Raw genomic sequence first — 13,117 nt, 5'->3', positions numbered from 1 at the left:
CACTGAACAAGGCACGCAAGCCGCCGCCAAGCGGGGTGACTATGGAAGGACTATCGATCCGCTTTCTCGCCGACCTGCCCGAGCAGGGTCAGCTCCTGCTCGATTGTGAACACGACCCCTGGCTGGTGGCTCTGTCGTACGCCATCGCCAGCGTCGGCAGCCTCAGCACGCTGACCATCGCCAAGCATCTCGATCAGGTACAAAGGCGCAGCATGCGCCTGGTCTGGGGCTTGCTTGGCGGGCTGTGCCTGGCCGGCGCCATCTGGTCCATGCACTTCATCGGCATGCTGGCGTTCCAGGCCCCTGTCGCCATTCGCTATGACCTCGCCACCACCGCGCTGTCGCTGCTGGTAGCCCTGGCTGCCGCCCTCCTCGCCGTGTACTACATGGCCATGCCGCGTCCCGGCCTGAGTCGGCAGCTGCTGGCCGCCATCATCATCGGCCTGGGTATCAGCGCCATGCACTACAGCGGGATGGCTGCGATCCGCTCGCAGGCGCAGGCCTACTACGACGTCGGCCTGTTCACCCTGTCCATCGTCATCGCAGTCAGCGCCAGCTTCGCCGCGCTCCTGCTCAACCGCTACGTGCGCCATGGCTCGCAGCGCCGCCAACGCTGGATGAAATATTCAGCGGCGCTGGTGATGGGCGCCGCCATCGCCTCGATGCACTACACCGGCATGACTGCACTCCATCTGGTGGTGCCGGACGGCACGCCGCTGCAGTTGCGCAGCGCCGACAACAGCGTGCAACTGGTACTGATCGTCGCCTCCATCACCCTGCTGATTCTCAGCCTGAGCCTGGCTGCGGCCTGGATCGGTCGCAAGCTGGACGACAAGGAGCGCGACCTGCAACGGGTCAACACCCTGCTGGTGCAGCTCGATCAGGCCAAGGCATCGCTGGAGCAGGTGGCACATTTCGACCCCCTGACCGAACTGCTCAACCGCCGCGGCTTCAACCGGGTATTCGCCGCCACTCTGGAGGAACACGCCGTCACCGGCCGCAGCCTGGCGGTAATGTTCCTCGATATCGATCACTTCAAGCGCATCAATGACAGCCTTGGCCACGACGCAGGCGACGAACTGCTGCGCGTGGTGGCGCAGCGCATCCGCAGCGCGTTGCGTGAGCGCGACATCATCGCGCGCTTCGGTGGCGACGAGTTCTGCGTGGTCGCCAGCCTCGACAGCAACGCCGACCCGCGCGCGCTGGCCGCGCGCATGCTGGAGCACATGAAGGAGCCGATTGGCCTGGCCGGCCGCAAGATCGTGATGACCACCAGCGTCGGCATCAGCCTGTTCCCGCAGGACGGCGCCAGCGCCGACGAGTTGCTCAAGCACGCCGACCTGGCGCTGTATCAATCCAAGGGCAGCGGGCGCAACGTGGTGCATTTCTTCAACCCGCATCTGAAGCAGAAAGCCTCGTTCGAGCTGCAGCTGGAAGAAGACCTGCGTCAGGCTCTGCAACAGGACAACGGTCTGATCCTCTATTACCAGCCGATCATCGACCTGCGCGGCGGCGCGCTGAGCAAGCTCGAAGCCCTGGTGCGCTGGCATCACCCACAGCATGGCCTGCTCACACCGGAGCGCTTCATTGCCATCGCCGAAGCCAACGGCTTCATCGATCAGCTCGACAACTGGGTGCTGCGCCGTGCCTGCCTCGACCTCAACAGCCTCGACAACATGGGCTATCCGGGGCTGAAGATCGCGGTCAACTGCTCGGCGCTGAACCTGGCCAACGACCAGTTGCCTGGCCGCATCGAACAGCTGTTGAACTCGACCCGTTGCCCCGCTCACTGCCTGGAGCTGGAGGTGACCGAGAGTGCGCTGCTGAGCAACATCAACCGCGCCATCGGCCTGCTGGAAAACATCCGCGCGCTGGGCGTCAGCCTGTCCATCGACGACTTCGGCACCGGTTACTCCTCGCTCGCCTACCTGCGCCGCCTACCCCTGGATACGCTGAAGGTCGACCGCTCCTTCATTCAGGACGTGGCCCACTCCAATCAGGATCGCGAGATCGTCCACGCCATCATCGCCATGGCCCACGCCCTGCATTTGAAGGTCGTCGCCGAAGGCGTGGAAACGACCGAGCAGCTGGCGTTTCTGCAGGAGCGCGACTGCGATCAGGTCCAGGGCTATCTGTTCAGCAAACCGGTACCGCTGGAAGAAATCGTGACCCTCTTCCCCCCACATTACCGGCCGCTGGAGCGGGTGGCGGCACGGTCTTGAGCCTTCGCCCCAGAGCAAAGGCTCGCCGCTGAAGCGCCTCCTACAAGCAGCTGTGCAGCCCTTGTGGGAGGGGCTTCAGCCGCGACCAAGGCACGCCTCGCACTCAAGCCCTGAACGCCTGCAACCAACCCAGACTGGCCTGCGTGCCCGCCTCACCGGGCTTGTACTCGGCACCCAGCCAGCCGCTGTAACCGCTGTCACGTAACGCACCCAGCAACGCCGGGAATGCCAACTCACCTGTACCCGGCGCACCGCGCCCCGGCACGTCGGCGAACTGCACGTGGCCGATACGTCCGGCCAGCAGACGCATGCCTGCGGCCACATCGATCCCCTGGCGCGCCATGTGGTAGAGGTCATACTGCGCAGCCAGATTCGGGTGATCCACCGCGCGCAACAGCTCATCGAGATGCTCCGGCGTGTTGATCAGAAACCCCGGCATGTCGATGGGGTTGATTGCCTCCACCAGCACGCGAATGCCCAACGTCGCGAAGGCCTCGGCACTCTTGCGCAGGTTGGCGGCCAGACAATCCAGCGCCTGCTCGCGGCTCACGCCTTCGGCCAGGCGGCCGGGCAGCACATTGATGCAAGCCGGGCGCGCCATGGCAGCGTAGGTCAGCGCCTCCTGCAACGCGGCATCGAACTCGGCCTGGCGCGCCGGCACGCCGGCCAGACCGGCGCCACCCGTCATCAGGTCGCCGGCCGGCACGTTGATCAGCACCAACGGCAGCGCAGTCAACTCCAGCACTTCTTTCAGAGCGACCGCCGGCAGGTCGTAGGGAAACTGAATCTCCACGCCCTCGAAACCCGCCGTCATCGCCGCCAGCACACGTTCGCGCAGCGGCAACTCGGTGAACAGCATGGACAGGTTGGCGGCGATCTTCATGGGCATTGCTCCCGCAGCAGTTCCACCAGCGTAGCCGGGTCGCGTTCCAGGTTGCCCTGACTGCCGTGCAGGCGCATCAGCTGCGCGGCCAGGCCGCTCATGGGCGTGGCGCTGCCCTGCTCACGGGATAGTTTGACCGCCGTGTCGAGGTCCTTGAGCAGCGTGCGCACGTGCCACTTGATCGGCTCGAACTGGCTGGCGGCCATCTGCGGCGCGAGGATCTGCAGCGGCTTGGAGTCGGCGAAACCACCGGCCAGTGCCGGCGCGATCAGACTGGCATCGACGCCGGAGCGCTCGGCCAGCGCCACCACTTCGGCGATCACCAGCGCGTTGCAGGCGACGATCATCTGGTTGCACACCTTGGTCACCTGCCCGGCGCCCACCTCGCCCATGCGCGTCAGGCGCTGGCCCAGGTGCGCGAGAATCGGGCGCACGCGCTCCACGTCCTCTTCGCGGCCGCCCGCCATGATCGCCAGCGTGCCGGCCTCGGCGCCGGGTGTGCCGCCGGAAACCGGTGCATCCACCCAGCGCATGCCGGTGCGAGCTTCCAGTTCAGCCGCCATCTCACGGGTGGCCGCCGGCTCCAGGCTGGAAAAGTCCACCAGCAACTGCCCCGGCCGCGCGCCCTCGACGATCCCGCCCGGGCCGAACACCACTTCGCGCACCACCTCGGTATTGGCCAGGCAAAGCATCACCACATTGGCATCGCGACACAGCTCGGCGGGGTTCTGCACGCGATGCGCGCCCTGCGCCAACAGCGATGTGCATTTGTCCGGCGTGCGGTTCCAGAGGGTCAGCGGGTAGCCTGCGGCGAGCAGGCGGCGGGTCATCGGCAGGCCCATCAGACCAATCCCGGCGAAGGCCAGGGCGGGAAGCGTTGCGGTCATCGATCAACTCCAGGCAATGAAGATCAGACCCGCATCTTAACCTCGGCGTCAGTTGTGTGCTGCCGGGGCTGCATCGGCAGCGCCGGGCCACTATACTCCGCGCGCCTTCCCCGCTATTGAACCGGAGAATCCGACATGTTCAAGAACACCCTGGCGCTCGCCGCCGGTATCGCCCTGTCCGTATCCGCTGTATTTGTGCAAGCCGCCGATGTCCTCAAGGTCTCGGCCATCCCTGACGAAGCTCCTACCGAACTGCTGCGCAAATTCAAGCCGCTGGGTGCTTACCTGGAACAGGAACTGGGTATGAAGGTGGAGTTCGTGCCAGTGGCCGACTACGCCGCCGTGGTCGAAGCGCTAGCCGCCGACCGCATCGACATGGCCTGGCTGGGCGGTTTCACCTTCGTCCAGGCGCGCCTGAAGACCGGCAACGCCGTGCCGCTGGTACAGCGTGAGCAGGACGCCGAGTTCACCAGCAAGTTCATCACCTCCGACCCGGCGGTGAAATCCCTGCAGGATCTGAAAGGCAAGACCTTCGCCTTCGGTTCGGTGTCCTCCACCTCCGGCAGCCTGATGCCGCGCTACTTCATGCTGCAGGACGGCATCAAGCCGGAAGATTTCTTCAGCCGCGTGGCCTATTCCGGCGCCCACGATGCCACCGCTGCCTGGGTGCAGGCCGGCAAGGCCGATGCCGGCGTGCTCAACGCCTCGGTATGGCAGAAGCTGGTCGACGCCGGCAAGGTCGACACCGACAAGGTCAAGGTCTTCGCCACCACCCCGACCTACTACGACTACAACTGGACCGTGCGCGGCAACCTCGACGCCGACCTGCAGGCGAAGATCAAGGCCGCCTTCCTCGCCCTCGACCCGGCCAAGCCCGAGCAGAAGGCGATTCTCGACCTGCAGGCCGCCAGCCGCTTCATCGAGACCCAGCCTGCAAACTACGAAGGCATCGAAGAAGCCGCTCGCGCCGCTGGCCTCTTGAAGTGAGCATCGCCCTGCGTGGCGTGGGCCTGGCCCACGCCAACGGCAAGGTGGCGCTGGAAAACATCGATCTGCAGGTAAGTCCCGGCGAACGGGTGGCCATCATCGGCCCCTCCGGCGCCGGCAAGACCACCCTGCTGCGCCTGCTGGCCACCAGCCTGCAACCCACGCACGGCGAGATCGACTTACTGCAGCACAACCCCTGGCGCCTGGCCGCTCGCCAGCGCCAACGCCTGCGTGCACGCATCGGGCTGATCCACCAGGCACCGCCGCTGCCGCCGCGTCAGCGCGTGGTCACCACCGTGCTGGCCGGCAAACTTGGCCAATGGTCATTGGCCAAGGGCCTGATCAACCTGCTGCATCCGCTGGATGCCAACGGTGCCCAGGCCGCCCTTGCGCGGCTGGATATCAGCGAGCAGCTCTACCAGCGCTGCGACCAGCTCTCCGGTGGCCAGTTGCAGCGCGTCGGCATCGCCCGCGTGCTGTACCAGGCGCCAGAGCTGATTCTCGCTGACGAACCGGTCTCGGCCATGGACCCAGTGCTGGCCGGCCACACCCTGGCCGTGCTCAACCGCGAGGCTGCCGAGCGCGGCATGACCCTGCTGGCCAGCCTGCACGCAGTGGACCTGGCGCTGGCGCACTTCCCCCGGGTGATCGGCATTCGCGACGGGCGTATAGCCTTCGACCTGCCGGCCGCGCAGGTGCAACCCGCCCAGTTGCAAGCCCTGTACGCCAACGAGCAGTTGCAGGCCACGCCCAGCTCACCCGTGCAGCCGCAGCCGGTGCATATCCCGCGATGCTGACCGCCGCCCCACGCGACCCCGCCGCCCTGCCGCGCCTGCTGATCAGCGTACTGGCGCTGCTGCTGTTGTGGCCGGGCCTGAGCCTGAGCGAACTGGACCTGGCCGTGCTGGTCGATGGCGACAACACCCGCGCCATGGGCAACTTCCTCGCCGGTTTCTGGCCGCCTGCACATGATGGCGAGTTCCTCGCCCTGCTCGGCCGAGCCACCCTGGAAACCCTGGCCATCGCCACCGCCGGCATGAGCCTGGCCCTGCTGATCGCCGTCCCCGCCGCGCTGCTGTCCAGCCGCGCGCTGTCGCTGTCGGCCGTGCACCGGGGTGGCCGCCCGGCCTGGTGGGCGAACCTGGCGCGCTGGCCGGTGCGCGGCCTGCTGATCTTCCTGCGCAGCGTGCCGGAGATTGTCTGGGCACTGTTGTTCGTCCGCGCTGTCGGCCTCGGCCCCACCGCCGGGGTACTGGCCATCGCCATCACCTATGCCGGCATGCTCGGCAAGGTGTACGCAGAAATCTTCGAGTCGGTGGACGCCCGCCCCACGCGCGCGCTACTGGGTGCCGGCAGCAGCCGCCTGACCGCCTTCGCCTACGGCGTGCTGCCCAACGCTGCGGGAGAGATGCTCTCCTACACCGTGTACCGCTGGGAATGCGCCATTCGCGCGTCGGTGGTGATGGGCTTCGTCGGTGCCGGCGGCCTGGGCCAGCAGATCGACCTGTCGCTGCGCATGTTCGCTGGCGGCGAAGTGGCCAGCATGCTGCTCACCTTCCTGCTGCTGGTGCTGCTGGCCGACCAGTTCAGCCGCCTGCTGCGCGCGAGGCTGACATGAGAGCCGGCAACCTGATCCTGCTCGCCGCCATGCTCGGCGCGGTGGCTGCCTCGTTCCTCTATCTGGGCATCGACCTCGGCGCCCTGGTCGCCGGCGACAGCCTGGCGCAGATGGGCCAGTACGCCAGCGGCTTCCTGCAGCCGGACTTCTCCAGCGCACACCTGCAGGCCATTGGCCGTGGCGCGCTGGAAACCCTGGCCATGTCCGCCATCGGCACCCTGCTCGCCGCCCTGCTCGGCCTGGCCCTAGCGCTGCCAGCCGCCGGGCGCTTCGGCGGCTTCGCCTTGCACGCCACACGCCTGCTGCTCAATGCCCTGCGCGCCATCCCCGAACTGGTGTGGGCGGCGCTGATGGTGCTGGCTGCCGGGCTCGGCCCCAACGCCGGCACCCTGGCCCTGGCCCTGCACACTGCCGGCGTGCTCGGCCGCCTGTTCGCCGAAGCGCTGGAAAACACCCCACGCGAACCGGCCGACGCCATCCGTGAAAGCGGCGGCGGACGCATGCTCGCCTTCTGCTACGGCACCCTGCCCGGCGTCTGGCCGCAACTGGTGGCCTACACCTTGTATCGCTGGGAAAACAACATCCGCATGGCCAGCGTGCTCGGCTTCGTCGGTGCCGGCGGGCTGGGGCAGATGCTCTACGTGTCGCTCAGCCTGTTCCAGGAAGCGCAGGCGGCCACGGTGATCCTGGCAATGTTGCTGCTGGTGCTGGCGGTGGATGCTCTGAGTGGCTGGGCACGGCAGCGCTGGGTGAGCTGAGCCGAACACAGCATTGTGCCCTGGCGGCTAGTCTGTTCGTAAAGCGCCGCGACCAGTCCGAGGCATCGGCACAGCCGAAGGAGCCAGGTTGGCGGTGCCGCGCAAACCGCCGGTAGTTGAAAGCTGCCGAGGTTTTTTCCTGCCTCAAGATCGCCCACCCGATTGTGAGATCTCAGCCAGTCTGCAAACGCGCGCGTGGCCATGGGCATGAACAGATACACCACGAGCAGGACGATCAAGTGAAACCTCAAGAATATTAAATAGCATCCCATTACATAACTGGACTTCCCCCACTCATGATGCAGTGGTGACCTTTGTCAAATGACGGATTGGATAGTCAGGCGTTGGAGGCATATAACTTTCGCCATGTTTGCGGCGACAACCCTGTTTCCCGCCTAAATACACGGCAAAAGTGTGCCTGATCACAGAAGCCGTGACTTAGCGCAACGTCGCTTAGGGAATGCATGGAGCAAAGCATAAATTGCTGCGCAGCCTTCACACGCATAGTCGCTACGTATACCAAGGGGGTCATACCGGTCGTTTGTTTGAAGGCATGTGTAAAATGGCTGGCGCTCAAACTGAGCAATGAGGCAAGTTCGACTGTCCGTATACTGCTACTGATATTGTCATTTATGAATTTATCTACGCGCGACATCTGCCAGCTCGCCAACCCTCCGCGAGGCTTGTATGGGTTGTGTTTGTTATGCCTGGTGACTGTCAGCAAGCTAATTGCCTGATTAAGGTAAGTCGATGCGATATCAGGATCACGATAAATTGCCCTTTCCGTTTCCATTAGCAATATCAACAGTCGTCTTGCCTGTTCTGCACGCTCAGGGCGACCGACGCTACTGTTACTCAACATAATACCCGTATCGATACTTTCGCTCATAGCTCGCGCTCCTAGATCGGGTGGTTAATTCATGAGTTTCGTATTACTTATTAGATAGTCAACTGGTGTATTTTCAACACAACCGACACCATAATAGTTACTTGAGAAATATTTCCGATGCTTGTGCGCCGCCAAAATTCACGAAAACCCTCGCAGGAACAAACTGACTCAACCGGCACATATCTACTACAACTGACGCCCGCTTCTTGTTCCCGCTTTATGGCCTCACTGATGGAGAAGTCAGAAGAACTGGAGGTCCAAATGCGTGACATTTATTGCCAGCCAAAATCAATCGACGCTTATGATTGCCCTGTGGCACGACATCTTGACCGCCGAAGGCGAAGTTGAAGATATCTGCCCCCGTTACTGACGTTATAGCGCCCTGGCATCAGGCCACACTTAGTTATCCATCAGTCCTGGATTGAGCGTGATCGTTCTGATCTCGGTGAAGTCCTCGATCGCAGCCACACCGTTCAGACGGCCGAGCCCCGACTGCTTGGAACCGCCCTCCTCGGTGTCTTCGCCGAGTGCGCCCCACTCGTTGATCCAGACCATACCCGCTTCGATCCGGGGCGCGATCCGCAGCGCCTTGGAGAGATCGCGCGTCCAGATGCTCGCTCCCAAGCCATAGATGCTGTCGTTGGCCAACGCAACGGCCTCCTGTTCCGTAGCAAACCTCTGCATGGTGACCACCGGCCCGAACGTCTCTTCCTGGACGATTGGCATCGTCGGATCGCTCACCTCCAGAAACGCGGGGCGAAAGAATGCGCCTTTCGACAGCGGGCCTTCGGCCACCGGACCACCTCGCACAATGACCTCCGCGCCCTGCGCAATGGCGCGCTCAACCAGGATATCGACGCGCTCGACGTTCTCGCGGTCGATCATCGGGCCCATGTCGCTCGACAGGTCTGCCGCAGGCCCGATCTTTACCGCGCGCAGGCGTTCGGCAAAGCGTTTGCGAAACTCGTCGGCGATCCCTTCCTGCACAATCACCCGTTGACCCGTCACACAGAACTGGCCCGCAAACACTGTCACTGACTTTTCGAGGATGGGTAGCGCAAGATCGAGATCCGTATCGTCGAACACGATCGATGGCGTCTTACCGCCGAGTTCCAGTCCAACTCGCTTGAAGTGCGGTGCGGCGCTGAGAGCGATCGCCTTGCCGGTGCCAGTGCTACCGGTAAAGCTGATGATCGGCACCTCCGGCGAGGCCACGAGATGCTTGGCTCCATCGCCAGTCTCGTCGGTGAAAACATTGATCACGCCGCGGGGCAGTACCGTTACGTTGCTGAAGATCTTGGACAGGGTCGAGGCGATCTGCGCGCTCTTGCCCGGCAACTTGATGATTACCGCACAGCCGGCCGCCAATGCAGGGGCGAGTGATCGTACCGTCAGGATTATCGGCGAGTTCCAGGGCACTATGATTCCCGCCACGCCCATCGGTTGGCGCATCATCATCGCGATTCTGCCCGGTTTGGAGTCCACGACCCGTCCGGCCTCAGTGCGCACGATGCCGGCAAAATATCGCAGTGACGGCGCGCAAAGATCGACTTCGAAGCTGGCCTCGCGTTGAATCTTGCCGTTCTCGGTGCAGAGGATCTTGATGAGTTCGCCCCGATTGCGTTCGAACGCGTCTGCAAGATTGTCGAGCACGCGCGCGCGCAGCTTGCGGTCGTGCACCCAATCGGTCTCGTGCATTGCGCGTTTCGCCGCGGCGATGGCCGCTTCGGCGGTTTCACTGCCCCCTTCGGCATAGGTACCTATGACCTCATAGGTGGCAGGGTTGATGGACCCACGGATCGTATCCGAGCCCATCCACTCGCCGCCGACCCAGTTCAACGCATGCCTGGACGTGTGTGGGGTATGGATATTCATGGCTAACTCCTGCGTTTTGCCTGGTGTGAATTGTCGGGCCCTGTCCCCGCATGGCTGCGGTCCGTTGGGCGACGGCTGGCGCCAACGGCATCTCTGGAAACGGCGCATAGAGAGAGGTTGGCAATGATGTGCTCCCTCATCTGGGCGCTATCTGCCGGCACGCCAGGAGTGTTTTCACTCTCTGGGATGCCGACACAAGGCTTGGTCCTCGCGATCAAAATCGTTAATCCGCACCCACCGCAAAGGGGGCTGCGTTCGCAGAGGTCTTCACAGTCCAGGAGCCAGACTGTCGGAAGGAACTGGCAGACGCGTAGGTATCTTCCATGAACTGGAAATAGGTCATCTTGCCGTCACGCACCTTGGCATGGATGGAGAACGGCGAAGTGAATACCTGGTCGACCTCCACGGACCGGTAGGTGAACTGACCGAAAATCGCCACATCTTCTCCGGAGGAGATTTGAGTGCTGATGGTGAAGTCTTCGATTTTCCAGTAATCCTGGACCTGCAGGAATAATGAACTAAAGGCTTTCGGGCCCTTGTTTGTGCCCGTCCAAGGCAAGATTTTCCTTAATTCCGGGTTATCGAAGTTGAGAGAAACATAAGTGGCGTCCGGAGCTGCCAGCTTCTCGGCAGCTGCCTCAACCTTATCGGGCGCAGTATTGGCCAGAAACTCCATGACTACCGAAAGTGAAGCCGCAGACTGTGCTTCGCTGGTTGACTGCGCGACCGCAGGCGTAACCGTCACAATGCACGCAGCGAGCGTAATTGCTGCAGCGAGCGATTTAATTTTAGAGGTGATCATGGGCTTTCTCCGATTAACTACCGTTTGTGATGCGTAAGAACAAACACGTCGCTAAGTACGGGGTACATACCCAGCAACTGGCAGGACTACAGCAAAGGGTATGCCATCGCAGCAAAACTTGGAGAAAAACTATATTTATCAGCAGGATAGGCTTGTAGCTGACGGGATTCAGCTCAAATCCACTGTTTATCGAAGAGGGTTGAATTCATCATTTGATAAATAGTGGCAGCCCATTGATCATTTGGTTAATGCCACGAAAATTCGCAAGCGATTTGATCCGTCCGAGAAGGCAACTGAAATCACTCAGTCGCCTCCTCATCCAGAATGCCGCTTTTCTTGAGACGATAAGCTAGCGCAGGTCGAGTTAATCCCAGGATTCGAGCGGCTTGCGCAACGTTTTGCTGAGCATGGTCCATTGCCCGTCGCATCAGCTGTTCTTCTACAACTTCCAGGCTTATGTTTCGTTCGAAGATTTGCGTGACCCAATCGGCCGTGCTTGCTGTGTCCTCAGCCTGAACCAGCGCGCCATCGGCGTTGAGACGATCACCACGCACAGTGCCTGCCTTCGGGAAAACCGCAAAGAGCGCGTCCTGTCCTATGGTTTCGTTGCTGTCAGTCAAGATGACGCCGCGTTCAATCACATTCTCCAATTCGCGGATATTTCCAGGCCACGCGTAACTGAGACACAGCTCCAGAGCCTTGTCTGACAAACCTAGCGTGCGCTTGTGATACTGCAGATGAAACTTGCTTAGAAAGTGCTCGACCAGCAGCGGCAGGTCCTCGAGCCGATCACGCAGAGGGGGGACCTGAACCGGAAACACATTCAGGCGATAGTAAAGATCCGCGCGAAACCGGCCTGCCTCGACCGCATCGGCGAGACTCTCATTGGTGGCAGCAATGACTCGCACATCGACCTTATGGGTCCGAGAGCCCCCCACACGTTCGAGTTCCCCCTCTTGCAGCACCCTTAATAAGGTCGCCTGCGCTCTGGGCGTCAGCTCTACCACCTCGTCCAGAAAGATGGTCCCGCCGCTGGCGCGCTCGAAGCGCCCCGGGCGGGTCTGATTGGCGCCGGTATAAGCGCCTTTCTCAACGCCGAACAGTTCAGCCTCGATCAAGTCCTGCGCAATGGCAGCACAGTTCACCGCGATAAACGGTTGCTCGGCGCGATCACTGCGAAGATGCACGCTGCGAGCGATGACCTCCTTGCCGACACCGGTTTCTCCGAGCAACAGGACCGAAATCTTGCCCTTGGCTGCCTTGTCGATCGTCTTGCAGACCTTCATATAGGCAGGGGAGCGCCCGATACCGTAGTACTGGCCTTCCTGCTTCTCCAGGCTCGTGCGCAGTGAGCTGACCTGCGATTGCAGTTCATACAGCTCCTCGATGATGGGGTCGCTTTGAAAGTACTTTCTGAACTCTGCTGCGTTCTCCCACTCCTCAGCAGGTTTCCCAATGATGATGCAGCGCTCATCACCACACCCGCGGCAGCTCGTTTCCTGAATGATGATTTCGCGTTTCATGAACGAAGAGCAGTGCGCACATGCGTAGCCCAGCAAGGACCAGCAAACCGGCTCATCCATCACACCCACCTCCGTCAGGCAGGTCTCGACCTCGAATGAATCAACCCATTCAAGCTCGCAATAGAAGTGGCCGGTCTCCTGATCCAGTTCCAACTGGATGGGTTTCGGATTGACCATGCCTTTCAAGGAGTGCAAATGCGGTCCAACCAGGAACATCTCCAGTTCCGGACTGTTTGGCCTGAGCTTGCGGGCCAATTCGGCGTCCTTGAGCCCGGATTGGTAGCCAAGGCGCATGAAGAACCCTTTTGCGCGCTCGATGCCGAGGGTATTGATGAGTTCACGGCGCAAACTCGCCATCGCCGACACCTGCATCAGCAACATGCGCTGCTCACCAAACCAGATTTTACCTTCTGTGCTTTGGAAGCGAACCTGATCGCTTAGGTCCTGAAAGCCGGAATACTGCAGCTCCGGCTTGTAGCTGATAGCCATTGAAGGAGGCCTCGATTATTGTCTTGGGGAGGTCGTGATTGATTTCGCCCTCATAAAAGAGGCGCGAAACGAGCATCTGCCTTGTCAACCAGTACGAGTCCGTAAGGGCATGTGAGCAAGGGCTACCTCCACAACGCGAGGCTCTCTAGATAGCGGTCTCTGACAATCGGCAACAACGCACGAC

General features: G+C 61.9%; 11 protein-coding genes and 1 pseudogene. 5 read left to right on the top strand and 7 right to left on the bottom strand.

All coding sequences use genetic code 11. From position 1 onward, the window contains the following. The first annotated feature begins 41 nt into the window (after nucleotides 1–41). A complete protein-coding gene (locus INS93_RS14860; protein ID WP_192983317.1) occupies nucleotides 42–2,222 on the top strand; it encodes a putative bifunctional diguanylate cyclase/phosphodiesterase in 2,181 nt (726 codons plus the stop codon). A gap of 103 nt (nucleotides 2,223–2,325) precedes the next feature. Here INS93_RS14860 and INS93_RS14855 read toward each other — a convergent pair whose 3' ends face one another. Continuing rightward, nucleotides 2,326–3,105 (bottom strand): hydroxypyruvate isomerase family protein, encoded by a 780-nt coding sequence (locus tag INS93_RS14855; protein WP_192983314.1) that lies wholly within the window; start codon nucleotides 3,103–3,105, stop codon nucleotides 2,326–2,328. Further along, nucleotides 3,102–3,992 (bottom strand): NAD(P)-dependent oxidoreductase, encoded by an 891-nt coding sequence (locus INS93_RS14850; protein WP_192983311.1) that lies wholly within the window; start codon nucleotides 3,990–3,992, stop codon nucleotides 3,102–3,104. The genes INS93_RS14855 and INS93_RS14850 overlap by 4 nt, the downstream gene beginning before the upstream one ends. Nucleotides 3,993–4,127: 135 nt before the next feature. On the opposite strand from INS93_RS14850, the gene INS93_RS14845 reads away from it, so the two are divergent. The 4 genes from INS93_RS14845 to phnE are packed head-to-tail and all read left to right on the top strand — an operon-like array spanning nucleotide 4,128 to nucleotide 7,355. Continuing rightward, on the top strand, nucleotides 4,128–4,979 hold the full coding sequence (locus INS93_RS14845; RefSeq protein WP_192983309.1) for a putative selenate ABC transporter substrate-binding protein: 852 nt from the start codon (nucleotides 4,128–4,130) through the stop codon (nucleotides 4,977–4,979). Then, nucleotides 4,976–5,776, top strand: coding sequence for a phosphonate ABC transporter ATP-binding protein (locus INS93_RS14840; protein WP_192983306.1), 801 nt, complete (start codon nucleotides 4,976–4,978; stop codon nucleotides 5,774–5,776). Before INS93_RS14845 ends, INS93_RS14840 begins: the two co-directional genes overlap by 4 nt. After that, entirely contained in the window at nucleotides 5,770–6,597 is an 828-nt protein-coding gene (locus INS93_RS14835; protein ID WP_192983304.1) for a PhnE/PtxC family ABC transporter permease, read from the top strand. Before INS93_RS14840 ends, INS93_RS14835 begins: the two co-directional genes overlap by 7 nt. Then, a complete protein-coding gene (phnE, locus tag INS93_RS14830) occupies nucleotides 6,594–7,355 on the top strand; it encodes a phosphonate ABC transporter, permease protein PhnE (RefSeq protein WP_192983301.1) in 762 nt (253 codons plus the stop codon). Before INS93_RS14835 ends, phnE begins: the two co-directional genes overlap by 4 nt. 167 nt (nucleotides 7,356–7,522) lie before the next feature. Here the strand turns inward: phnE and INS93_RS24690 are convergent. The 5 genes and pseudogenes from INS93_RS24690 to INS93_RS14810 form a co-directional block, all read right to left on the bottom strand. Next, a pseudogene (locus INS93_RS24690) lies at nucleotides 7,523–7,639 on the bottom strand (antibiotic biosynthesis monooxygenase); the annotation flags it as partial. 53 nt (nucleotides 7,640–7,692) lie between these two features. Continuing rightward, the gene (locus INS93_RS14825) at nucleotides 7,693–8,244 is read right to left on the bottom strand and encodes a helix-turn-helix domain-containing protein (RefSeq protein WP_192983299.1); all 552 of its coding nucleotides are present in this window, start codon (nucleotides 8,242–8,244) and stop codon (nucleotides 7,693–7,695) included. Between the two features lie 399 nt (nucleotides 8,245–8,643). Further along, nucleotides 8,644–10,119 carry an aldehyde dehydrogenase family protein gene (locus INS93_RS14820; RefSeq protein ID WP_192983297.1) on the bottom strand — a complete coding sequence of 492 codons (1,476 nt, stop codon included), beginning with the start codon at nucleotides 10,117–10,119 and terminating at the stop codon, nucleotides 8,644–8,646. Nucleotides 10,120–10,342: 223 nt separating this feature from the next. Continuing rightward, the gene (locus tag INS93_RS14815) at nucleotides 10,343–10,921 is read right to left on the bottom strand and encodes a nuclear transport factor 2 family protein (RefSeq protein ID WP_192983296.1); all 579 of its coding nucleotides are present in this window, start codon (nucleotides 10,919–10,921) and stop codon (nucleotides 10,343–10,345) included. A 299-nt stretch (nucleotides 10,922–11,220) separates the two neighbouring features. After that, a complete protein-coding gene (locus INS93_RS14810) occupies nucleotides 11,221–12,933 on the bottom strand; it encodes a sigma-54-dependent Fis family transcriptional regulator (RefSeq protein WP_192983294.1) in 1,713 nt (570 codons plus the stop codon). Nucleotides 12,934–13,117: the final 184 nt, after the last annotated feature.

Source organism: Pseudomonas sp. EggHat1, assembly GCF_014892995.1.
Lineage (GTDB): Bacteria > Pseudomonadota > Gammaproteobacteria > Pseudomonadales > Pseudomonadaceae > Aquipseudomonas > Aquipseudomonas chaetocerotis.
Note: the sequence above shows the minus strand (reverse complement) of the source record. Positions and strands in the feature narration are given on the sequence as shown.